The organism is Aphanothece microscopica RSMan92 (genome assembly GCF_046613545.2).
Classification (GTDB): Bacteria; Cyanobacteriota; Cyanobacteriia; order PCC-6307; family Cyanobiaceae; genus NIES-981.
This window is the reverse complement of record NZ_JBKKKY020000004.1, coordinates 1-21484: the sequence shown is the minus strand read 5'-3', so window position 1 is coordinate 21484 and position 21484 is coordinate 1. Positions and strand designations below refer to the sequence as shown.

The window sequence follows — 21484 nt, the reverse complement described above, 5'->3', positions numbered from 1 at the left end:
CCGGTACTGCCCTGGTAGCCGATCTCACCATGCTCAAGCTCCTGCTGGGTGACCCCAATGCCCGCAAGCTGAAGCGCTACCAGCCGATCGTCTCCGACGTGAACCTGCTGGAGGAGGAGATCGCCCCCCTCAGCGACGACGAGCTGCGCGGCCTCACCGGCGAGTTCCGCCAGAAGCTGGTCAGCCATCAGGAGGAGTGCCGCAGCCGCGGACTGAGCAGCGAGGCCACCCTGGAGCGCGAGCGGAAGCTGCTCGACGAGCTGCTGCCCCAGGCCTTCGCTGTGGTGCGTGAGGCCGGCAAGCGGGTGCTCGGCATGCGCCACTTCGACGTGCAGCTGATCGGCGGCATGGTGCTGCACGACGGCCAGATCGCCGAGATGAAGACCGGCGAGGGCAAGACGCTGGTGGCCACCCTGCCCAGCTACCTCAATGCCCTCACCGGCCGCGGCGTGCACGTGGTGACGGTGAACGACTACCTGGCCCGCCGCGACGCTGAGTGGATGGGCCAGATCCACCGCTTCCTCGGCCTCTCCGTCGGCCTGATCCAGCAGGACATGGCGCCACCGGATCGGCGCGACAACTACGCCTGCGACATCACCTACGCCACCAACAGCGAGCTCGGGTTCGACTACCTGCGCGACAACATGGCGACCGACATCGCCGAGGTGGTGCAGCGCGATTTCCACTACTGCGTGATCGACGAGGTCGATTCGATCCTGATCGACGAGGCCCGCACACCCCTGATCATCTCCGGCCAGGTGGAGCGGCCCCAGGAGAAGTACCAGAAGGCCGCCGAGGTGGCGGCGCGGCTTGAGCGTGCCGCTGAACTGGGCAAGGACGGCATCGACCCCGAGGGCGATTACGAGGTGGATGAGAAGCAGCGCAGCTGCACCCTCACCGACGAGGGCTTCGCCAAGGCCGAGCAGTTTCTGGGGGTGGGCGATCTGTTCGATCCGGCCGATCCCTGGGCCCACTACATCAACAATGCCCTCAAGGCCAAGGAGCTGTTCGTCAAGGACGTCAACTACATCGTGCGCGGCAGCGACGCCGTGATCGTCGATGAGTTCACCGGCCGGGTGATGCCCGGTCGCCGCTGGAGCGACGGTCAGCACCAGGCGATCGAGGCCAAGGAGAACCTGCCGATCCAGCCCGAGACCCAGACCCTCGCCTCGATCACCTACCAGAACTTCTTCCTGCTCTATCCCCGCCTGGCCGGCATGACCGGCACCGCCAAGACCGAGGAGGTGGAGTTCGAGAAGACCTACAAGCTCGAAGTCACCATCGTGCCCACCAACCGGCCCCGCTCCCGCTCCGACTGGACCGACCAGGTGTACAAGACCGAGCCCGCCAAGTGGCGCGCGGTGGCCCTGGAGACCGCCGAGGTCCACAAGAGCGCCCGGCCGGTGCTGGTGGGCACCACCAGCGTGGAGAAGTCGGAGCTGCTCTCCGCCCTGCTGGCCGAGCAGGAGATCCCCCACAACCTGCTCAATGCCAAACCCGAGAACGTGGAGCGGGAGGCCGAGATCGTCGCCCAGGCCGGCCGGGCCGGCGCTGTGACCATCGCCACCAACATGGCCGGCCGCGGCACCGACATCATCCTCGGCGGCAACAGCGATTACATGGCTCGCCTCAAGCTGCGTGAGGTGCTGCTGCCGGTGCTGGTGCGTCCCGAGGAGGGCCACCGCCCGCCCGTGCCCCTGCAGCGGGCCCCGGAGGCGGCCCCGGGGTTCGGCGCGGCATCCCGGGCACAGCAGGCCAAGGCCCCCTCCGAGGCGCGGGCCATCGGCGCGCTCTACCCCTGCGCCTTGCCCGATGAACTGGAGCATGCCCTCTCGGCCCTGGCCAAGGAGCTGGTGAAGGCCTGGGGAGACCGGAGCCTCACGGTGCTGGAGCTGGAGGACCGCATCGCCCAGGCGGCCGAGAAGGCTCCCACGGACGACGCCCACATCCAGCTGCTGCGGGAGCGCATTGCCGAGGTCAAGGCCACCTATGACGCCGTGGTGAAGGAGGAGGAAGGCAAGGTGCGGGAGGCCGGCGGCCTGCACGTGATCGGCACCGAGCGCCACGAATCCCGCCGGGTCGACAACCAGCTGCGCGGCCGTGCCGGCCGCCAGGGCGACCCCGGCTCCACCCGCTTCTTCCTCTCCCTGGAGGACAACCTGCTGCGGATCTTCGGCGGCGACCGGGTGGCCGGCCTGATGAATGCCTTCCGGGTGGAGGAGGACATGCCGATCGAGTCGGGCATGCTCACCCGCTCCCTCGAGGGAGCCCAGAAGAAGGTCGAGACCTACTACTACGACATCCGCAAGCAGGTGTTCGAGTACGACGAGGTGATGAACAACCAGCGCAAGGCGGTGTATGCCGAGCGCCGCCGCGTGCTGGAGGGCCGCGGCCTCAAGCAGCAGGTGATCGGCTACGGCGAGCGCACCATCGATGACATTGTCGAGGCCTATGTGAACCCCGACCTCCCCCCCGAGGAGTGGGACCTCACGCGCCTGGTGGAGAAGGTGAAGGAGTTCATCTACCTGCTCGAGGATCTGCAGCCCGCGCAGCTTCAGGGCCTGGCCATGGAGGAACTCAAGGCCTTCCTGCAGGAGCAGATGCGCAATGCCTACGACATCAAGGAGGGTCAGATCGAGCAGCAGCGGCCCGGGCTGATGCGCGAGGCCGAGCGCTTCTTCATCCTCCAGCAGATCGACACCCTCTGGCGGGAACACCTCCAGGCGATGGATGCCCTGCGCGAATCGGTGGGCCTGCGCGGCTACGGCCAGAAGGATCCGCTGATCGAATACAAGAACGAGGGCTACGACATGTTCCTCGAGATGATGACCCAGATGCGTCGCAACGTGATCTACTCGATGTTCATGTTCCAGCCGGCTCCTGCGCCCCAGGGCGCCGCCGTCTGAGCGGCTCGAGGCGGCTCTTTTGAGAGGCCTCAGCCGGTGGTGCCGGGGTTGTCGCCAAGGAACTCGAGGATCTCCCGGTCCTTGAGGTTCTGGGCCTCGCCGCGGCAGGGCTCCGGCAGGGGGCGTCCGGCGGCCAGTTCCCGCAGGCAGCCCTGGGCCCGCGCCAGCTCCCCCTCCAGGGCGTCGATCCGCTCCATCAGGTTGCGGATCACGTTCGCCTCGGTGTCCGGCAGGGCGGAGTGGGCCAGTGGATCGACCCGCACGCCGCTCTGGTGCACCACGCGGCCGGGGATGCCCACCACCGTGCTGTCCGGCCCCACGTCGCGCAGCACCACCGAGCCGGCGCCGATCCGCGTGTTGGCCCCCACGCTGATCGCGCCCAGCACCTTGGCCCCCGCTCCCACCACCACGTTCTCGGCCAGGGTCGGGTGCCGCTTGCCATGGGTCTTGCCGGTGCCCCCCAGGGTCACCCCCTGGTAGAGCAGGCACTTGTCCCCCACCACCGTGGTCTCGCCGATCACCACCCCCATGCCGTGGTCGATGAACACCCCATGGCCGATCCGGGCGCCCGGGTGGATCTCGATGCCGGTGAGCAGGCGGCCCAGCTGGCTCAGCAGCCGCGGCAGCACCGGCAGCCCGGCCCGCCACAGGCCATGGCTGATCCGGTGGAGCACCAGGGCATGCAGCCCCGGATAGCAGAGCAGGATCTCGAGCGTGCCCCGCGCCGCGGGATCACGCTCCTTGATGATCGCCAGGTCGGCCCGGATGGACTTGAGCATCAGGGCATCCTGCCGGAGCCCGGCATGGTTTGACCGAGGGGCCCCCGCTCGTGCATGATCACTTCGCCGGTGATGCCGGCCAGCCCCAGCCAGCGGTTTCCACCGACGGCTCTGCGGTCTGCGGATGTAGCTCAGTGGTAGAGCATCTCCTTGCCAAGGAGAGGGTCGAGAGTTCGAATCTCTTCATCCGCTTGTCAGATCAAGCCACGCAGATCAAGGCACCGCTCAGGCGGCCAGCACCCCGATCTCCTTGCGCAGCTGGTCGATCGTGGCTCCTCCCAGGTAGCTCTGGGCGCAGTGCACCACGGGCATCCGCATCAGCTGGGCGCGGTTCTGCCGCAGGCTCTGCTCCACCAGCTGCAGGCTTGGCCGGTCGCAGAGCACGTGGCTGGCAGCCCGCAGCAGGGCCAGCAGGCGGCTGCCGGTGTCCGGGTTGGCGGTCATCACCAGCAGATCATTGCCCCGCAGGCTGTGCAGGATCACCTCCGCCGCCCGCAGGATCCCCGGGCTGATGCTCACCAGGCCGACGCAGCTGCCGGCCCGCAGCTCCTTGAGCAGATCCAGCTCGTGGCGGAAGTCGTTGAGGTCCACCGGCACCGCCCGCACGCCGTGGCGCTTGGCGATCTCCTCCACGGGCTGAAGGAAATAGCGGCTGGTGACCACGGTGCCGTTGTTGGAGCTCTCCAGCACCCCCTCCAGCTCCTCCATCGGCACCACCTCCACCGGCACCTCCAGGTTGGGGGCGAGCTCCTCGGCGATGAGCATCGAGGCGCCGATGTCCTCCCGCGGCGTGCTCACCAGCACCCGGGCGCCGCAGCGCAGCCGCCAGTCGATCTCCCGGGTGAGCATGTCGCGGGCCTGCTGCAGGGTGCAGCCGCCGTTGAGCAGCCCGTCGATGCTCTGGCGCACCTGGCGGTCGATATCGGGCAGGACGCGGCTGCGGGGCCCCGGCGGCAGCTTGATGTCGCGGGGCTTCTGCTGGTCGCGCACGTAGATGCCGGAGCCGGCCATGGCCTCCACCACCCCGTCGCTCTCCAGCTGGCGGTACACCTTGCTGATCGTGTTGCGGTGCAGACCGGTCTGCATGGCCAGCTGCCGCGTACTCGGCAGGCGGTGGCCCGGGGGGTAGTGCCGGGCCGCGATCGCGAAGCAGATCTGGTTGTAGAGCTGGGTCGACGCCGGGATGTCGCTTTCCTGCTGGATATGGAATCGCACGCCGGGGTGGGCCAGATGGGCTGGTGGTCACCATACGGAGCAACGGCCTGAGGGACAATCCCCCCGTTGGCATACGGGAGTGTGCCGGTTGTCCCCGCCGCCCCCGCCAGAATCGCCCCAGCTGCCGGCGGCGCGATGTCCAACCCAGGCCCCCACGCCGTCTGCTCCGGCTGGCAGCTGCTGAGCGCCGACGGCGCCTCGCCGCCGCTGCGCTGCTGGTGGGCGCGGCCCGCCGGCGATCCGCCCCGGGCCGCCGTGCTGGTGTTGCCCGAGGTCTTCGGCCTCAACGGCTGGGTGCGGGACGTGGCGGACCGTCTGGCCGCGGCGGGCTATGGCGCCCTGGCGCTGCCGATCTTCGCGCGCACGGCTCCGGAGCTCGATGCGGCCTACGACGCCGCGGGCCTGGCGCTTGGCCGCCAGCACCGCGACCAGGTGACGGCCGATCAGTTTCTGGACGATGCCCGGCGCGCCGTGGCCTGGCTGCAGAGCCGCCCCGGTCTGGAGCAGCGCCCGATCGGCTGCGTCGGCTTCTGCTTCGGCGGCCACCTCGCCCTGCTGGCCTCCACCCTGCCGCAGGTGGCGGCCACCTGTGATTTCTACGGGGCGCGGGTGTCCACGGACCGCCCCGGCGGCGGCCCCCCCACCCTGGCCGTGCTGCCGGAGGTGCCGGGGAATCTGATCTGCTTCTGCGGCGCGGAGGATCCGCTGATGCCACCGGCCGAGCAGGAGGCCATCGCCGCAGCGCTCGCTGCCGAGGCCGAGCGCCGCCCGGAGCGCACCCGGCGGCTGGTGGTCGCGCCCCGGGCCGGGCATGGCTACATGTGCGAGGCCCGCGCCGACTTCCGGCCCCAGGCCGCAGCCGAAGGCTGGACGGCGATGCTGGAGATCTTCGCGGCCAGCTTGAAGCCGCCGGCCCCGACCTGAGGCAAGCCCACGGAGGGAAGTCCCCTGAGGGAAGCCCCAGGCCCTCAGCCGGGGCTCTTGCTGGCTGCAGCGGCGGGGGCTTCGCCGGCCTTGGCCTTGGGGGCGGGCTTGGCGGCCGTCTTGACGGCTGTGGTCTTGCGGGGACTCAGGAACATGATCATGTTGCGGCCTTCCCGTTTCGGGGGCTGCTGGATCTCGGCGGCGGCCTCGAGGTCTTTCGCCATCCGCATGAGCAGCACCTCGGCGAGGGCCGTGTGCTGGATCTCCCGGCCCCGGAAGATCACCGTGCACTTGACCTTGTCGCCGGCCTTGAGGAATCGAGAGGCTTGACCGATGCGCACGTCATAGTCGTGCTGGTCGATCTTGTAGCGCATCTTGACTTCCTTGACTTCCGTCTGATGCGACTTCTTCTTCGCTTCCTTGGCCTTTTTTTCCTGCTCGAACTTGTACTTGCCGTAGTCCATGATCCGGCAGACCGGTGGATCGGCCTTCTCGCTCACGAGCACCAGATCGAGCTCCCGATCCCTCGCGACCTCCAGGGCCGCTTCCCGTGTGATCACTCCGAGTTGACTGCCGTCGGCGTCGACCACCCGCAACTGGGGGTAGTTGATCCGGTCATTGATGTTGGGCAGCTCCCGAACGGGGGCTCGGCGGTCAAAACGGGGACGGGGAGGCATTCAGTGGGGTGAGGGTCTGCGGGATGCAGGGGGGACAGGCCGCCGCGCCTGGCGCGGGCAACACACCCTTCACCCTAGAACGCGCTCGATCTCCTGCAACGCCTGTTGCAACCGCGTCTCCGGCCGGCCCGCCTCCAGCCAGATCGGCCGGTGCTGGCGGCGGAACCAGGTGCGCTGGCGCTTGGCGAACTGCCGGGTGCGCTGGCCGGTGATCCGGATCGCCTCGGCCTCGTCGAGCTCGCCCGCCAGCAGCTGCCTGGCCTCCCGGTAACCGATGGTGTCGAGCAGGGGAAGGGCCGCGCCGTAGCGGCCGATCAGCTGCTCGGTCTCGGCCACCAGGCCGGCGGCGAAGAGCCCGCGGGTGCGGGTCTGGATGCGGGCCTGCAGATCGGGCGGATCGAGCCCCAGCTCCACCACCCGCCAGGCGGGGGGCGTGGCGCCCTGCTGGGCGGACAGCGGCCGCCCCGTGGCGTAGAGCACCTCCAGGGCCCGCTGCGTGCGCACGGCGTCGGCGGCGGCGATCCGGGCGGCGGCGATCGGATCGGCCTGCTGCAGCAGTTGGTGGCACACGGGCTGGCCGAGGGCGACCAGCTGGGCCCGTAACTCCGGCTGCGGCGGGACTGCCGGCGGCTGCAGGCCCTGGGTGAGCGCCTTGAGGTACAGGCCGCTGCCGCCCGCCAGCAGCGCCATCGGGCCTCCCGCGGCGGCCTGGGTGCGCCGGTGTTCCGCTGCGATCAGAGGGGCCGCCAGGGCCCGGAATTCCTGCAGATTGATCGGCTGATCCGGATCCCGCAGGTCGAGCAGCTCGTGGCGGGCCTGGGCCTGCTGGGCGGCTGTGGGCTTGGCGGTGCCCACGTCCATGCCGCGGTAGAGCTGGCGCGAGTCCACGTTCAGCACCGCCAGGTCGAGGCTCCGGGCCAGGCCGATCGCCAGCTCCGTCTTGCCGCTGGCGGTGGGTCCCAGCAGCACCAGCACCAGCGGCCGATCCCCGCCGAGATCCCCTGGGGGATCCCCAGCCGGTTCGGGGTGGTGATCGGCGGGCGGATCGCTGGCCATTCCCCCACCCTGCCAGCTGGCCGACAGCCCCCTGGGCCGGCGGGAGAACGATGGTAGATTCCCTCCTGTAGAAGGGTTTTCACCACTTCTCGCCCCTCTTGTCCAGGGCCAGTCGCCGCCTCTGCCCGACCCCTGGGAAGCCCCTCCCGCATGAGCGAAGCCACCAAAGTTCAGGCCGCCTACGGTGCCGAGCAGATCCAGGTGCTCGAAGGCCTGGAGCCGGTCCGGAAGCGCCCCGGGATGTACATCGGCTCGACCGGGCCGCGCGGGCTTCACCACCTCGTCTACGAGGTGGTGGACAACTCGGTGGATGAGGCTCTGGCGGGCCATTGCGACCAGATCCTCGTTGTGCTCAACGACGACGGTTCCTGCGCGGTCACCGACAACGGCCGCGGCATCCCCACCGACATCCACCCCCGTACCGGCAGGAGCGCCCTCGAGACGGTGCTCACCGTGCTGCATGCCGGCGGCAAGTTCGGGGCCGGTGGCTACAAGGTCTCCGGCGGTCTGCATGGCGTCGGCGTGTCCGTGGTCAACGCCCTCTCCGAGTGGGTCGAGGTCACCGTCCACCGCCACGACCAGGTGCACACCCAGCGCTTCGAGCGCGGTGCGCCGATCGGCACGCTCCGCTCCACCCCCGGTGACCCTGCCGAGCCGGGCCGGACCGGAACATCCGTGTGTTTCAAGCCCGACCAGGAGATCTTCACCGTCGGCATCGAGTTCGACTACCAGACCCTCTCCTCGCGGCTGCGTGAGCTCGCCTACCTCAACGGCGGGGTACGGATCGTCTTCCGCGACGAGCGCGCCAGCGCCCGCAACGCCGCCGGTGAGCCCCACGAGGAGATCTACTTCTACGAGGGCGGCATCCGCGAATACGTCGCTTACATGAACGCGGAGAAGGATCCGCTCCATCCCGACATCATCTATGTGAACGCCGAGAAGGAAGGCGTTCAGGTGGAGGCGGCCCTGCAGTGGTGCGTGGATGCCTACTCCGACAGCATCCTCGGCTTTGCCAACAACATCCGAACGGTGGATGGGGGCACCCACATCGAGGGGCTCAAGACCGTGCTCACCCGCACCCTCAATGCCTTCGCCAAGAAACGGGGCAAGCGCAAGGACGCCGATGCCAACCTTGCCGGCGAGAACATTCGCGAGGGCCTCACGGCCGTGCTCTCGGTGAAGGTGCCCGAGCCCGAGTTCGAGGGCCAGACGAAGACCAAGCTCGGCAACACCGAGGTGCGGGGCATCGTCGACACCCTGGTGGGTGAGGCCCTCGGTGAATTTCTCGAGTTCAATCCATCCGTTATCGACCTGATCCTCGAAAAGGCGATCCAGGCGTTCAATGCCGCCGAGGCCGCCCGCCGGGCCCGCGAGCTGGTGCGGCGCAAGAGCGTGCTCGAGAGTTCAACCCTGCCCGGCAAGCTGGCCGACTGCTCTTCCCGGGACCCCTCCGAATCCGAGATCTACATCGTTGAGGGCGACTCCGCTGGCGGCTCCGCCAAGCAGGGTCGGGACAGGCGCTTCCAGGCGATCCTCCCCCTGCGGGGCAAGATTCTCAACATCGAGAAGACCGACGACGCCAAGATCTACAAGAACACGGAAATTCAGGCCCTGATCACGGCCCTGGGTCTCGGCATCAAGGGTGAGGAGTTCGACGAGAAGAATCTCCGTTACCACCGGATCGTGATCATGACCGACGCTGACGTCGACGGCGCTCACATCCGCACCCTGATTCTGACGTTCTTCTTCCGTTACCAGAAGGCTCTGGTGGAAGGCGGATACATCTACATCGCCTGCCCGCCGCTCTACAAGGTTGAGCGCGGCAAGAATCACACTTACTGCTACAACGAAAACGACCTCAAGAAGACCATCCAGGGTTTTGGGGAAAAGGCCAACTACACGATCCAGCGGTTCAAGGGCTTGGGTGAAATGATGCCCAAGCAGTTATGGGAAACCACCATGGATCCTGCCACCCGCATGATGAAGCGGGTGGAGATCGAGGATGCGCTCGAGGCCGACCGTATCTTCACGATCCTGATGGGAGACAAGGTGGCTCCGCGCCGTGAGTTCATCGAGACCCACAGCGCTGAACTGGATCTGGCCCAGCTCGACATCTGAGGGAGGGCCGTTGATGGTTGCGTCCTCTCCGCTGCTCGCGCCCTGGCGCTGGATGGCCCTGCTCGGCTTTGCCCTGGTTGCTCCCGCCGGTCTGCCGGCCGGGGGAGCCGACTGGCGGACGCCGGAACTGCGGCGGCGCCAGAGCAGCCGCGAGCCCGTGCTCAGCGCGGTGCCCCAGGTGCTGCGCTGCGCGCCGGAACGGCAGGCCCCGGCCATCGCCCAGGCCCAGGCAGGGGTTCCGCTGCGGGTCCTGCGCAGCTGGGCCCGGCCTGGGGGCGAGCGCTGGCTGCAGGTGGAACTGGCCACCGGCGCCGGTGCCCGCCGCGGCTGGCTGGCGGGCTGATCACCGGGGCCTTCAGGGGCCTTCAGGCCGCCAGGGCGGCTTCGATGGCGCTGGTGAGCTCGGCAGCCTCAGGCTCCACGCCGCTCTTGAAGCGGGCGAGCACCGTGCCGTCCTTGCCCACCAGAAACTTCTCGAAATTCCAGGCCACCGGGCCGCTGGGCTCGGCCTGGGTGAGGGTCGTGTAGGGCGCCTCGGCCATCACCACCTTGTCGAACAGGGTGAAATCGGCCCCGTAGGTGGTGGAGCAGAACTGCTGGATTTCCGGCAGGCTGCCGGGCTCCTGGGCGCCGAAGTCATTGCAGGGGAAGCCGAGCACCGCCAGGCCCTGCGGGCCGTAGGTCTCCTGCAGCTTCTGCAGCCCGGCGTACTGACGGGTGAAGCCGCAGCGGCTGGCGACGTTGACGATCAGCAGCACCTGGCCGCCCCATTCACCCAGACGCCGCTGGCCTCCCTGGGCGTCGCGCACCATCACATCGCTCACGTTCACGGCCATGGATCGTTCCGTTTTCGGCGGCCGGACGCTAGCGGCTGCTCCCCGCGGCCGGCCCATAAACTCGACACTGCCGTGGCTCCGGGCCGATGAGCGAAGCGAACGGCACCAGCGTGAACCTGAAGACCTCCCCGGTGGGAGGCGGGGGTGTGCCGCTGGCCGACGTGGTCGCCCGGCAGCTGGAGACCCTGCTGGAGGCCGGCAACTACGACGGGGCGAAGCTGCTGCTGCAGCCCGTGCAGGAGGTGGACATCGCCGAGGCGATCGGGACCCTGCCCCGCACCCTCCAGGCCCTGGCCTTTCGCCTGCTGCCCAAGGACGAGGCCATCGAGGTGTACGAATACCTCGACCCCAGCGTGCAGCAGACCCTCCTCGACCGGCTCCGCTCCGGGGAGGTGCTGGAGCTCGTCGAGAAGATGTCCCCCGATGACCGGGTGCGGCTGTTCGATGAGCTCCCCGCCAAGGTGGTTCGCCGGCTGCTGGCCGAGCTGAGCCCGGCGGAGCGTCGCGTCACCGCCCAGCTGCTCGGCTACGAGGCCGAGACCGCCGGCCGGTTGATGACCACCGAGTTCATCGATCTGAAGGAGTTCCACAGCGCCGCCCAGGCCCTCGAGCTGGTGCGCCGCCGGGCCCGGGAGACCGAGACCGTCTATTCCCTCTACGTGACGGACGGCTCCCGCCATCTCACCGGGATCCTGTCACTGCGGGATCTGGTGGTGGCCGATCCCCAGGCCCGCATCGGGGATGTGATGACCCGCGAAGTGGTGAGCGTCTCCACCGAGACCGACCAGGAGGAGGTGGCCCGGGCGATCCAGCGCTACGACTTTCTCGCCGTGCCCGTGGTGGACCGGGAGCAGCGGCTGGTCGGGATCGTCACCGTCGATGACGTGATCGACGTGATCGAGCAGGAGGCCACCCGCGACCTCTACGCCGCCGGTGCCGTGCAGGCGGGCGACGAGGACGATTACTTCCAGAGCAATCTGTTCACCGTGGCCCGGCGGCGGGTGGTGTGGCTCTCGGTGCTGGTGGTGGCCAATGGCTTCACCTCCGAGGTCATCGCCCTGCAGGGCAAGGTGCTCAGCCAGGTGGTGGTGCTGGCGGCCTTCATCCCCCTGCTGATCGGCACGGGCGGGAACGTGGGGGCCCAGAGCTCCACCGTGGTGATCCGCGGTCTGAGCACCCAGCGGATCCAGTCGCTGGGGGCGACGCGCACGATCCTGCGGGAAGCCGTCGCCGGAGCCCTGCTGGGCGTGCTGATGCTGGTGGTGGTGGTGCCCTGGGCCTGGTGGCGCGGCGAGGGACCGCTGGTGGGGCTGTCCGTGGGGATGAGCCTGCTGGCCATCACCACCCTGGCGGCCACGGCGGGGGCGGCCCTGCCGCTGCTGTTCGACCGGCTGGGCCTGGATCCGGCGTTGATGTCGGCCCCCTTCATCACCACCGCCACGGACGTGGCCGGCGTGTTCATCTACCTGCAGACCGCCGGCTGGCTGATCGGCCGCCTGGGTACGGGATGAGCCCCGGGGATGGGCATCGGCAGGCGGCCGCCGCGCCCAGATGAGAAGAGGTTCACACTTCTTCAGGTTAGGCTTAACGGAACTTCAAGGGCCCGGAACCATGATGCTTGCTCTTGCCCCTGACCCGACCAGCCTCTCCGGCGTTGCGGTCTCCCCCGATCGCCCCGCCCGCCAGATGCCCGCGGTCGATGGGGATCTGGTGCGCAGCTACCTGCGCGACATCGGCCGGGTGCCGCTGCTGACGCACGAGCAGGAGATCACGCTGGGCCGCCAGGTGCAGGAGCTGATGGCGATCGAGGAGACGGAGCAGGAGCTGACGATGCGTGCGGGCGGGACGCGTCCGAGTGCGGCGGAGCTGGCGAAGGCGTTGGGTCTGAGCGGTCCTGTGCTGCGCAAGCGCCTGCAGGCGGGCCGTCGGGCGAAGGAGCGGATGGTGGCGGCGAATCTGCGCCTGGTGGTGAGCGTGGCGAAGAAGTACACCAAGCGGAACATGGAGCTGCTGGACCTGATCCAGGAGGGGACCATTGGCCTGGTGCGGGGTGTGGAGAAGTTCGACCCGACACGGGGTTACAAGTTCAGTACGTATGCGTACTGGTGGATCCGGCAGGGGATCACGCGGGCGATTGCGGAGAAGAGCCGCACGATCCGGCTGCCGATCCACATCACCGAGACGCTGAACAAGCTGAAGAAGGGTCAGCGGGAACTGAGCCAGGAGCTGGGCCGCACGCCGACGGTGACGGAGCTGGCGGGGTATGTGGAGCTGCCGGAGGAGGAGGTGAAGGACCTGCTGTGCCGTGCGCGTCAGCCGGTGAGTCTGGAGACGAAGGTGGGGGATGGGGAGGACACGGAGCTGCTGGATCTGCTGGCGGGGGATGGGGAGCTGCCGGAGGAGCGTGTGGACGGGGAGTGCCTGAAGGGGGACCTGCGGGCGCTGCTGGAGCAGCTGCCGGAACTGCAGGGGCGTGTGCTGAAGATGCGCTACGGCATCGATCCGGATTCCGCCGAGACCTCTGAGCCGATGAGCCTCACGGGCATCGGCAGGGTGCTCGGCATCAGCCGGGATCGGGTGCGCAACCTGGAGCGCGACGGACTCGCCGGCCTGCGTCGGCTCAGCGAGGCGGTCGAGGCCTACGTGGCCAGCTGACGCATCCTGCTGACCGTGCCCGCTGACCCCGCGCCTTCCGGGGTTAGTTTCGCCGGCGGAGCTGCTCCTGCCACTCCGTCACCGCCCGTACTCCATGCCATCCGCGTCACTGTCGTCCTGGCTGGAGCTTCGGCGCAAGCTGTGTGACATGGCTGTTCGGGAGATTCCCTGGCGGGACTCACAGGAATGGATCTACGCCGAGGGCGCCTTGCGGCATCGCTCCGGCGGCTTCTTCAGCATCGTGGGCGTCGAGGCGGAGGCCGGCGGCAGGATCACGCTGCACCAGCCCCTGATCGACCAGCCCGAGATCGGCATTCTCGGTTTCCTGATGCAGCGGCGCGGCATGCAGCCGCACGAGCCTGTGCCGCACCTCCTGATCCAGGCCAAGCCCGAGCCGGGCAACATCGGTCTCTCCCAGGCGGCACCGTCGGTGCAGGCCACCAAGAGCAACTACCAGCGCCTGCACCACGGCAAGGCGACCCCGTTCCTCGCCTACTTCACCGGGCACGACCAGGCGATCGTTCATGCCGACAGCCTCCAGTCCGAGCAGGGCACCCGCTTCCTGGGCAAGTACAACCGCAACATGACGGTGGAGGTGCCTCCCGACCTCGACCTCCCCTGTGACAGCTCCTACCTCTGGGCGCCGATGCCGGAGGTCTGCGAGCTGCTCGTCAGCGATTTCCAGATCAACACCGACGCCCGCTCGGTGCTGGCCACCTCCGACTGGACTGCGCTGGCCCCACCGGAGGGCCCCTTCGCCCGCTGGAGCGGCCAGGGGGGATTCGGCGAGGGGCTGTTGCGCTCCTACCGCGCCGGCGCCACGGAACAGCTCAGCAGCGATGCCGCGATCGTGGAGCGGCTGGAATCGATCCGCAGGGCCTACCCCTTCACGGTGCGCGTCGTGCCGCTCGACGATCAGCAGGGGTGGCTCCGTGGGGAGGAGCCCCGGCTGCTGGGACCCGCCGGCAGTTTCGACGTGCGCCAGGTGGCCGTGAGTTGCAGCGAGCGGGAGGTGCAGACCTGGGATCAGCCCCTGGTGGCCCAGGAGCGTGAAGGCACGGCCGTACTGCTGGCGCGGGAGATCGGCGGTGTGCTTCATTTCCTGTTCCGTTGCCGTCCTGAGATCGGCTTCCGAGAGGGCTTCCAGTACGGCCCTGCCCTGCAGGACGCCGGCGGCGCGCCTTCCCCGATCCCCGCCCTCGATGCCGAGGAGCAGCAGCTGGAGACCTTGAGCCTGCAGGCGAGCCCCGTGCTCTCCAACCTCCATTCCGACGAAGGGGGCCGTTTCTACCGCTCCGTGGCGCGCTACAGCATCCTGCTGCTGGGGGAAGCCGAGCCCTTGCCCAGCTCGGACACGCTCAGCTGGATGACCCTGGGGCAGATCGCCCGGCTGGTTCACCGCCAGGGCCTGTTCTCGAACGAGGCCCGCAGCCTGGTGTCCATGCTGCTCGCCTACCTCTGAATCGATGCCGATCGCAGCGCCGGGCGTGCCGCAGGTCACCTTCGTGATCGCCACCTACAAGCGGGTTGATGCCCTGCGCAGCACGTTGCGGGCCCTTCAGCTGCAGAGCGTCAGCGACTGGGAAGCCATCGTGGTGGGCGACTGCTGCGAACCCGAGACCGGCCAGATGCTCAGCGCCCTGGCCGAGCCGCGGGTGCGCTACTACAACCTCACCCAGCGCTTCGGCGAGCAATCCGGGCCCAATTCCTTCGGCCTGGCCCTGGCTCGGGCGCCGGTGGTCTGCTTTCTCAACCACGACGACATCCTGCTGCGGGATCACCTGGAGATGGGCCTGCCGCTGCTGCGTCAGGCCAGGGCGGACCTGCTGATCGCGCCTGCCCTCAAGCTGGTCGATTGCCATCAGGATGCCGATGGCACCATCCGCCCCGTCTTCATGAAGCGGATCACCGTGGCGCCGCCGCTGCAGGATCTGCGCATGCTCCTGAGGCCGGAGGATCTCTATTACGACCCCAGCAGCTTCTGGCTGGTGCGCACCGCTTTCGCCCGACAGGTGGGGCCCTGGACCCACTCCAGCCGACTCTGGCGCACACCGCTGCGCGACTGGCTGCTGCGGGCCTGGCGTCGTGGGGGGCGCTTCGTCTTCGGGGGCGAGCTGGTCGGGATCCGCGTCGTCACCCACAACCATCGGCCCAGCCGCCGGCGCTACAACGCCCGCACCCCCGAGCATCAACGGCTGGTGCAGCTGCTCGCCCACCGCAGCCCTGACCAGTTCCGTGACCTGATCCCGCCGCACCTGCACCAGAACGCCCAGGAGCTGGCCCGCCCCCTCCAGGCATCGGCGGCGGCGCCGGGGGGAGCCAGGGTCACGCCGGCGTTGAAGCTGAAGGCCTGGCTCTTCCGCCTGGTCGGTCTCGACTGGCAGGTGCTGCGGTGGCGCTGGGGTGGCGTGGAGCGGGGGGCCTTCCATTCCCGCCTGCTGCGGCTGCGCACCGGTGAGGCGATCGCCGCCGTGCCGGATCTCCAGCCCCTGCTGGCCGACCCCGAGCGCTACCGCATCCTCTGACGGTGGCGCCCCCTTCAGGTGCGGACCCCGCAGCGGCGCTGGGACGGGCGGATCCGCTGGCTGCCGAAGCCTCCCTGGCCGGGCTGGAGGCCGGGGCGCCGGCCCTTCGCCGCCGGCTGCTCCGTTGGTGGGAACACCATGGCCGGCAGGCCATCCCCTGGAAGCTGCGCCCCGATGGCAGCCCGCCCGGCGATGGCGAGGCCCTCGATCCCTACCCGGTCTGGGCCGCCGAGATCATGCTGCAGCAGACCCAGCTGCCGGTGATGCTGCCCTACTGGACAGGGTGGATGGCCCGGTTCCCGGATCTGGAAGCCCTGGCCCGCGCCGACAGCCAGGTGGTGCTGCTGCAGTGGCAGGGGCTCGGCTACTACGCCCGCGCCCGGCGCCTGCACCAGGGGGCGCGCCAGCTGCTGGCGGCGGGAGGCCCTGGCCCGGTCGTCTGGCCGAGGGATCTGCCGGGTTGGCTGGCCCTGCCCGGCGTGGGCCGCAGCACCGCCGGCAGCATCCTCTCCTCGGCCTTCGATCAGCCCTACGCCATCCTGGACGGCAATGTGAAACGGGTGCTGGCCCGGCTGATTGCCAGCCCCAGGCCGCCGGCGCGGCAGCTCGCCGGCTTCTGGCAGCTGAGTGAGCGCCTGCTCGATCCCGAGCGGCCCCGGGTGTTCAACCAGGCCGTGATGGACCTGGGCGCCACCGTCTGCACCCCCCGCCAGCCCCGCTGCGGGGCCTGTCCCTGGCAGGGGGACTGTGCTGCCTACGCTGCCGGCGACCCCGCCCGCTTTCCCGTGAAGGATGCTCCCAGGCCCCTGCCCTTCCAGGTGATCGGCGTGGGGATCGTGCTGGATGGCGATGGCCGGGTGCTGATCGACCAGCGTCTGCAGGAAGGTCTGCTGGGTGGGCTTTGGGAGTTCCCGGGGGGCAAGCAGGAGCCCGGCGAGCCCATCGCGACCACCATTGCCCGGGAGCTCCGCGAGGAGCTGGCGATCGAGGCCGCGGTGGGGGAGGAGCTGATCCGGCTGGACCATGCCTACAGCCACAAGCGGCTGCGCTTCGTGGTGCACCTGTGCCGCTGGATCAGCGGGGAGCCCCAGCCACTGGCCAGCCAGCAGGTGCGCTGGGTGCGGCCCGAGGACCTGGGCACCTACCCCTTCCCGGCGGCCAACGCCCGGATCATCGCGGCTCTGCTGGAGCGGCTGCAGGGGCCGACTTCGGGCTCCGAGGCTGACGCCGGCGGCGGATCGGGCCAGCCTGGAGCCAGTCGATCAGCCGCCTGATGGCTGTCCATCCCCAGGTCGTCTGCTTCGGCGAAGCCCTGGTGGACCGGCTCGGTCCGCCCGGTGGCGATCCGGCCCTGGCAGCGCTCGACCAGCTCGAGGACCACCTCGGGGGGGCTCCCGCGAACGTGGCCTGTGCCCTGGCCCGCCTGGGCACGCCCGTGGCCTTCGTGGGCCGGCTGGGCCGGGATCGGATCGGCCAGGCCTTTGCCGAGCTCTTCCAGCGCCGCGGCGTGGACCTCAAGGCCCTGCAGTGGGATGGCCGGCGGCCCACCCGGATCGTGCTGGTGCGCCGGGATCCCAGCGGCGATCGCCAGTTCGGTGGTTTCGCCGGCGACCTGGGCGATGGTTTCGCCGATCAGGCGATCGAGGCCGAGCCCCTCGCCCGCGAGCTCGCCGCGCTCGCGCGGCCATCCCAGCCCCGCTGGCTGCTGGTCGGCACGATTCCCCTGGCCAGTGCCACCGCCGCCGCGGCCCTGGAGCGCTGTCTGGCCTGGGCCGAGGCCGCCGGGGTGGCCCTCGCTGTGGACGTCAACTGGAGGCCCACCTTCTGGGATCCGGTCGCCCCTCCGGAGGCTCCCCCCAGCGCCGCTCAGGCCGAGCGCATCCGCCCGCTGCTGCAGCGCGCCGCCCTGATCAAGTGCGCCGCCGAGGAAGCGGAGTGGCTGTTCGGCAGCCCGGAGCCCGCTGCGGTGCGCGAGGCCCTGCCCCAGCACCCCGCGGTGGTGGTGACGGACGGAGACCGGCCACTGCGCTGGTGCCTCGGGCCGGCCTGCGGCGCGCAGCCGTCCTTTCCCGTGGACGTCATCGACACCACGGGCGCCGGCGACAGCTTCACCGCGGGGCTGCTGCACCGCTTGTGCGGCCGCCCCGCTCTGCTGGGCGGGGCCGACCCGCTGGCGGTGGCGGAGCTGATGCGCTTCGGCAGTGCCTGCGGTGCCCTGGTGTGCCAGGGGGCGGGGGCGATCGACCCCCAGCCGAGCGAGGCGGCCGTGGACGCCTTCCTGGCGGCCGCTTCCGGCCCGCCGGGGGTCTGAGCTCTCAGCGCGAGAGGCCGCTGCCGCCCCCTTCGGCGGGGGCCGGGCGCCACAGGCAGGCCAGCCGCCCGGCGGCGGGATCGTCGCCGGGGAGGAGCTGCAGGTCCACCCACCAGGCGCTAGACGGCCGGAAGCTCAGCCGTTCGGGCCACTCCACCGCCAGCACGGCGCCCCGCGCCATGGCCTCCTCCTCCTCCTGGGCGAACAGCTCGTCTGCGGCCGCCGCCAGCTCCAGCCGGTAGAGGTCGAGATGCACCAGGCCGCGGCAGGCCCCATCCGCGCTCGGGAGATAGTGCTGCGCCAGGGCGAAGGTGGGGCTGGTGATCGGCTCAAGGATCCCGAGGCCCGCGGCCAGGCCCTGCACCAGCGAGGTCTTGCCGGCTCCCAGGTCACCACAGAGCAGCACGATCGCCGACTCCGGAGCGAGCAGGCCGGCCAGTTCCCGCCCCAGGCGACGGGTCGCTTCGGCATCCGCAAGGGTGTGGCGGCGCCAGGGTGGGTCGGGGTGGCTCACGGGTGTTCAGAACCTGCCTGTAGATTGCCCGCCAAGCGAGCCCGAAGCCTCGGCGTCTCCGCAGATATTTCCCATCCACGCCCTCCCAGCCGGGAGCGAGCCGTTTCCCAGGAGTGACAACCATGGTGGCCACCCCCGCCGCGCCTGCGCTGCAGACGACAGCCTCGTATGTGATCGCCGATCTCGGCCTGGCCGATTTCGGCCGCAAAGAGATCGCCATCGCCGAAACCGAGATGCCCGGCCTGATGGCCCTGCGGCAGAAGTTCGGCGCAGAGCAGCCCCTCAAGGGGGCCCGCATCGCGGGTTCGCTGCACATGACGATCCAGACCGCCGTCCTGATCGAAACCCTCGTGGCCCTTGGGGCCGAGGTGCGCTGGGCCAGCTGCAACATCTTCTCCACCCAGGATCACGCCGCCGCCGCGATCGCGGCCGCCGGCGTGCCGGTGTTCGCCTACAAGGGCGAAACCCTCGATGAGTACTGGGCCTTCACCCACCGGATCCTGGAGTGGGGCGATGGCGGCACGCCCAACATGATCCTGGACGATGGGGGCGACGCCACCGGTCTGGTGATTCTCGGCACCAGGGCCGAGCAGGATCTCTCGGTTCTCGACAACCCCTCCAACGAAGAGGAGACCGCCCTCTTCAACAGCATCCGCCAGAAACTGGCCGCCCAGCCCGGCTTCTACTCCCGCATCCATGCCGCCATCCAGGGCGTGACCGAGGAGACGACCACCGGCGTGGCCCGTCTGTACCAGCTGCAGAAGAGCGGTGAGCTGCCCTTCCCGGCGATCAACGTCAACGATTCGGTCACCAAGAGCAAGTTCGACAACCTCTACGGCTGCCGCGAATCGCTGGTGGATTCGATCAAGCGTGCCACCGATGTCATGGTGGCGGGCAAGGTGGCTCTGGTGCTGGGCTACGGCGATGTGGGCAAGGGTTCGGCCCAGTCGCTGCGCGGCCTCGGCGCCACCGTGATGATCGCCGAGATCGACCCGATCTGCGCCCTGCAGGCGGCGATGGAGGGCTACCGCGTCGTGCGTCTCGACGACGTGGTGCGCGATGTCGACATCTTCGTGACGGCCACCGGCAATTTCCAGGTGATTCGCCACGAGCACCTGATCCAGATGAAGGATCAGGCGATCGTCTGCAACATCGGCCACTTCGACAACGAGATCGATGTGGCCTCGCTGAAGCAGTACCCCTGGGACAACATCAAGCCCCAGGTGGATCACATCACGCTGCCCAGCGGCAACAAGATCCTGCTTCTGGCCGAGGGTCGTCTGGTGAATCTGGGCTGCGCCACCGGCCACCCCAGCTTCGTGATGAGCAACTCGTTCACCAACCAGGTGCTGGCCCAGATCGAGCTGTTCACCAAGGGCGATCAGTACGGCAAGCAGGTCTACGTGCTGCCCAAGCACCTCGATGAGATGGTGGCCCGCCTGCACCTCGAGAAGATCGGCGCCAGACTCACCGAGCTCACCGCCGAGCAGGCCGCCTACATCAACGTTGCCGTGGAGGGCCCCTACAAGCTCGAGCACTACCGCTACTGACCCCCGGCAGGCCGCCCAGCCTGCCCAGCTGTGTGCAGCTCTCGGAAGTCCAGCCCCCGCCGGCCATGCCGGTGGGGGCTTTCTGTTCGGGCCCGCTCGCCCGGACTCAGAACGGCACTTCCTCCTCGCTCGGTTCGCCGCCCCCGAATCCGCTGCCCCCGAATCCGCCGCCCCCGCCCAGGCCGGCCTCGCCATCCCGTCGGGAGCCCAGCAACTCCAGCCTGTCCACCCGGATCACCGGCTTGGTGCGCTCCTCGCCGCTGTTCCGGTCGGTCCAGCGGTCGAGCTTGAAGCTGCCGATGATCCCCAGCAGGGAACCCTTGCGGACGTAGTCCGCCGCCACCTGGGCCTGTTTGCCCCAGATCTCGAGGTTGAACCAGTCGGGTTCGTCGTCGCGGCTGCGGCGGTTCACCGCCAGGGTGAGGTTGGCCACCACGCTGCCGGACTCGAAGTACCGCACTTCAGGGTCGCGGCCGGCACGGCCGACGAGGGTGATGGAATTGACGCCCATGGCGTGTCTCCTTGGTCGATTGGGTCAATGATGCGGCACCCCTCGGGGCGCCTTCTCCGGTTCAGTTCCACCCTTTGGCCCGGCCGTACCACCCCCCTATGATTTGGGGCTGCCTGGCGGGTCGTCCGTGTTTTTTCGTCGTTTCCAGTTTTCCCGTGACATCGGTATCGATCTGGGAACGGCCAACACCCTGATGTACGTGTCCGGCAAGGGCATCGTGCTGCAGGAACCCTCCGTCGTGGCCCTGGATCTCGAGCGCGGGGTGCCCCTGGCCGTGGGCGACGAGGCCAAGCTGATGCTGGGCCGCACCCCTGGCAACATCCGGGCCGTGCGTCCGCTGCGCGATGGCGTCATCGCCGATTTCGACGCCGCCGAACAGATGATCAAGACCTTCATCCAGAAGGGCAACGAGGGGCGCGGGATCGTCGCCCCCCGCCTGGTCATCGGCATCCCCAGCGGCGTCACCGGCGTGGAGCGCCGGGCCGTGCGCGAGGCGGGCCTGGCCGGCGCCCGGGAGGTGCACCTGATCGATGAGCCGGTGGCCGCGGCCATCGGTGCCGGGCTGCCGGTCACCGAACCGGTCGGCACCATGATCGTGGACATCGGCGGCGGCACCACCGAGGTGGCGGTGCTCAGCCTCGGCGGCACCGTGCTGAGCGAATCGGTGCGGGTGGCCGGCGATGAGCTCAGCGACTCCATCGGTGTCTACCTCAAGAAGGTGCACAACCTGGTGGTCGGTGAACGCACCGCCGAGGACATCAAGATCCGGATCGGTTCGGCGTTCCCCGACGACGAGCACGACGAGACCTCGATGGACGTGCGGGGCCTGCACCTGCTCTCCGGCCTGCCCCGCACCATCAACGTGCGCGCCGGCGACATCCGGGAGGCCATGGCCGAGCCCCTCAAC

18 protein-coding genes, 1 tRNA gene and 1 pseudogene are annotated in these 21484 nt (G+C 69.3%); 13 read left to right on the top strand and 7 right to left on the bottom strand.

What is annotated here, in order from left to right; all coding sequences use genetic code 11:
• Positions 1 to 29: 29 nt before the first annotated feature.
• A complete protein-coding gene (gene secA / locus ACLD7X_RS01955; RefSeq protein ID WP_411421772.1) occupies positions 30 to 2906 on the top strand; it encodes a preprotein translocase subunit SecA in 2877 nt (958 codons plus the stop codon).
• Between the two features lie 29 nt (positions 2907 to 2935).
• Here the strand turns inward: secA and cysE are convergent, their stop codons facing one another.
• Positions 2936 to 3778, bottom strand: coding sequence for a serine O-acetyltransferase (gene cysE, locus ACLD7X_RS01950; protein WP_411421842.1), 843 nt, complete (start codon positions 3776 to 3778; stop codon positions 2936 to 2938).
• A gap of 27 nt (positions 3779 to 3805) precedes the next feature.
• On the opposite strand from cysE, the gene ACLD7X_RS01945 reads away from it, so the two are divergent.
• A tRNA-Gly gene (locus ACLD7X_RS01945) sits at positions 3806 to 3877 on the top strand.
• Between the two features lie 33 nt (positions 3878 to 3910).
• On the opposite strand, the gene ACLD7X_RS01940 is transcribed toward ACLD7X_RS01945, so the two are convergent.
• Positions 3911 to 4900, bottom strand: coding sequence for a GntR family transcriptional regulator (locus ACLD7X_RS01940; protein ID WP_411421771.1), 990 nt, complete (start codon positions 4898 to 4900; stop codon positions 3911 to 3913).
• A 135-nt stretch (positions 4901 to 5035) separates the two neighbouring features.
• Here ACLD7X_RS01940 and ACLD7X_RS01935 point away from each other — a divergent pair, with 135 nt between their 5' ends.
• Positions 5036 to 5824 carry a dienelactone hydrolase family protein gene (locus ACLD7X_RS01935; protein WP_411421770.1) on the top strand — a complete coding sequence of 263 codons (789 nt, stop codon included), beginning with the start codon at positions 5036 to 5038 and terminating at the stop codon, positions 5822 to 5824.
• A 134-nt stretch (positions 5825 to 5958) separates the two neighbouring features.
• Here ACLD7X_RS01935 and infC read toward each other — a convergent pair.
• Together infC and miaA are read right to left on the bottom strand one after the other, a co-directional pair.
• Positions 5959 to 6501: pseudogene (infC, locus tag ACLD7X_RS01930) on the bottom strand (translation initiation factor IF-3); the annotation flags it as partial.
• Positions 6502 to 6570: 69 nt separating this feature from the next.
• Positions 6571 to 7557, bottom strand: coding sequence for a tRNA (adenosine(37)-N6)-dimethylallyltransferase MiaA (gene miaA, locus ACLD7X_RS01925; RefSeq protein WP_411421768.1), 987 nt, complete (start codon positions 7555 to 7557; stop codon positions 6571 to 6573).
• 150 nt (positions 7558 to 7707) lie between these two features.
• On the opposite strand from miaA, the gene gyrB reads away from it, so the two are divergent.
• Positions 7708 to 9675 carry a DNA topoisomerase (ATP-hydrolyzing) subunit B gene (gene gyrB, locus ACLD7X_RS01920; RefSeq protein WP_411421767.1) on the top strand — a complete coding sequence of 656 codons (1968 nt, stop codon included), beginning with the start codon at positions 7708 to 7710 and terminating at the stop codon, positions 9673 to 9675.
• A gap of 13 nt (positions 9676 to 9688) precedes the next feature.
• A complete protein-coding gene (locus ACLD7X_RS01915) occupies positions 9689 to 10018 on the top strand; it encodes a hypothetical protein (RefSeq protein ID WP_411421766.1) in 330 nt (109 codons plus the stop codon).
• Positions 10019 to 10040: 22 nt separating this feature from the next.
• Here ACLD7X_RS01915 and ACLD7X_RS01910 read toward each other — a convergent pair whose 3' ends face one another.
• The gene (locus tag ACLD7X_RS01910; RefSeq protein WP_411421765.1) at positions 10041 to 10511 is read right to left on the bottom strand and encodes a glutathione peroxidase; all 471 of its coding nucleotides are present in this window, start codon (positions 10509 to 10511) and stop codon (positions 10041 to 10043) included.
• Positions 10512 to 10597: 86 nt separating this feature from the next.
• On the opposite strand from ACLD7X_RS01910, the gene mgtE reads away from it, so the two are divergent.
• From mgtE to ACLD7X_RS01880, 6 genes are all read left to right on the top strand, one after another.
• On the top strand, positions 10598 to 12022 hold the full coding sequence (mgtE, locus tag ACLD7X_RS01905) for a magnesium transporter (protein ID WP_411421764.1): 1425 nt from the start codon (positions 10598 to 10600) through the stop codon (positions 12020 to 12022).
• Between the two features lie 175 nt (positions 12023 to 12197).
• Positions 12198 to 13166, top strand: a complete 969-nt coding sequence (locus ACLD7X_RS01900; protein WP_411421841.1) for an RpoD/SigA family RNA polymerase sigma factor — start codon at positions 12198 to 12200, stop codon at positions 13164 to 13166.
• Between the two features lie 94 nt (positions 13167 to 13260).
• Positions 13261 to 14628 carry an NDP-hexose 2,3-dehydratase family protein gene (locus ACLD7X_RS01895; protein ID WP_411421763.1) on the top strand — a complete coding sequence of 456 codons (1368 nt, stop codon included), beginning with the start codon at positions 13261 to 13263 and terminating at the stop codon, positions 14626 to 14628.
• Between the two features lie 4 nt (positions 14629 to 14632).
• Entirely contained in the window at positions 14633 to 15691 is a 1059-nt protein-coding gene (locus ACLD7X_RS01890) for a glycosyltransferase family 2 protein (RefSeq protein WP_411421762.1), read from the top strand.
• A 2-nt stretch (positions 15692 to 15693) separates the two neighbouring features.
• Positions 15694 to 16965: an 8-oxo-dGTP diphosphatase MutT gene (gene mutT / locus ACLD7X_RS01885; RefSeq protein WP_411421761.1), complete on the top strand. Its 1272-nt coding sequence runs from the start codon at positions 15694 to 15696 to the stop codon at positions 16963 to 16965.
• Complete coding sequence (locus ACLD7X_RS01880; protein ID WP_411421760.1) at positions 16965 to 18002, top strand: carbohydrate kinase family protein; 1038 nt, start codon at positions 16965 to 16967, stop codon at positions 18000 to 18002. The genes mutT and ACLD7X_RS01880 overlap by 1 nt, the downstream gene beginning before the upstream one ends.
• Positions 18003 to 18006: 4 nt before the next feature.
• Here the strand turns inward: ACLD7X_RS01880 and tsaE are convergent, their stop codons facing one another.
• Positions 18007 to 18516: a tRNA (adenosine(37)-N6)-threonylcarbamoyltransferase complex ATPase subunit type 1 TsaE gene (tsaE, locus tag ACLD7X_RS01875; protein ID WP_411421759.1), complete on the bottom strand. Its 510-nt coding sequence runs from the start codon at positions 18514 to 18516 to the stop codon at positions 18007 to 18009.
• Between the two features lie 122 nt (positions 18517 to 18638).
• On the opposite strand from tsaE, the gene ahcY reads away from it, so the two are divergent.
• Positions 18639 to 20066: an adenosylhomocysteinase gene (gene ahcY, locus ACLD7X_RS01870; protein ID WP_411421758.1), complete on the top strand. Its 1428-nt coding sequence runs from the start codon at positions 18639 to 18641 to the stop codon at positions 20064 to 20066.
• A 106-nt stretch (positions 20067 to 20172) separates the two neighbouring features.
• Here ahcY and ACLD7X_RS01865 read toward each other — a convergent pair whose 3' ends face one another.
• Complete coding sequence (locus tag ACLD7X_RS01865) at positions 20173 to 20577, bottom strand: single-stranded DNA-binding protein (RefSeq protein WP_411421757.1); 405 nt, start codon at positions 20575 to 20577, stop codon at positions 20173 to 20175.
• Between the two features lie 127 nt (positions 20578 to 20704).
• On the opposite strand from ACLD7X_RS01865, the gene ACLD7X_RS01860 reads away from it, so the two are divergent.
• Positions 20705 to 21484, top strand: a 780-nt coding sequence (locus ACLD7X_RS01860; protein WP_411421756.1) for a rod shape-determining protein, incomplete at its 3' end; no start/stop codon positions are given.

What these genes read in the sequence shown, in the direction of transcription:
- secA (WP_411421772.1), top strand. Translation starts at nt 30, where the DNA reads ATGCTCAAGCTCCTGCTGGGTGACCCCAATGCCCGCAAGCTGAAGCGC.
- ACLD7X_RS01935 (WP_411421770.1), top strand. Translation starts at nt 5,036, where the DNA reads ATGTCCAACCCAGGCCCCCACGCCGTCTGCTCCGGCTGGCAGCTGCTG.
- miaA (WP_411421768.1), bottom strand. Translation starts at nt 7,557, where the DNA reads ATGGCCAGCGATCCGCCCGCCGATCACCACCCCGAACCGGCTGGGGAT.
- gyrB (WP_411421767.1), top strand. Translation starts at nt 7,708, where the DNA reads ATGAGCGAAGCCACCAAAGTTCAGGCCGCCTACGGTGCCGAGCAGATC.
- ACLD7X_RS01915 (WP_411421766.1), top strand. Translation starts at nt 9,689, where the DNA reads ATGGTTGCGTCCTCTCCGCTGCTCGCGCCCTGGCGCTGGATGGCCCTG.
- ACLD7X_RS01910 (WP_411421765.1), bottom strand. Translation starts at nt 10,511, where the DNA reads ATGGCCGTGAACGTGAGCGATGTGATGGTGCGCGACGCCCAGGGAGGC.
- mgtE (WP_411421764.1), top strand. Translation starts at nt 10,598, where the DNA reads ATGAGCGAAGCGAACGGCACCAGCGTGAACCTGAAGACCTCCCCGGTG.
- ACLD7X_RS01900 (WP_411421841.1), top strand. Translation starts at nt 12,198, where the DNA reads ATGCCCGCGGTCGATGGGGATCTGGTGCGCAGCTACCTGCGCGACATC.
- ACLD7X_RS01895 (WP_411421763.1), top strand. Translation starts at nt 13,261, where the DNA reads ATGCCATCCGCGTCACTGTCGTCCTGGCTGGAGCTTCGGCGCAAGCTG.
- ACLD7X_RS01890 (WP_411421762.1), top strand. Translation starts at nt 14,633, where the DNA reads ATGCCGATCGCAGCGCCGGGCGTGCCGCAGGTCACCTTCGTGATCGCC.
- ACLD7X_RS01880 (WP_411421760.1), top strand. Translation starts at nt 16,965, where the DNA reads ATGGCTGTCCATCCCCAGGTCGTCTGCTTCGGCGAAGCCCTGGTGGAC.
- ahcY (WP_411421758.1), top strand. Translation starts at nt 18,639, where the DNA reads ATGGTGGCCACCCCCGCCGCGCCTGCGCTGCAGACGACAGCCTCGTAT.
- ACLD7X_RS01865 (WP_411421757.1), bottom strand. Translation starts at nt 20,577, where the DNA reads ATGGGCGTCAATTCCATCACCCTCGTCGGCCGTGCCGGCCGCGACCCT.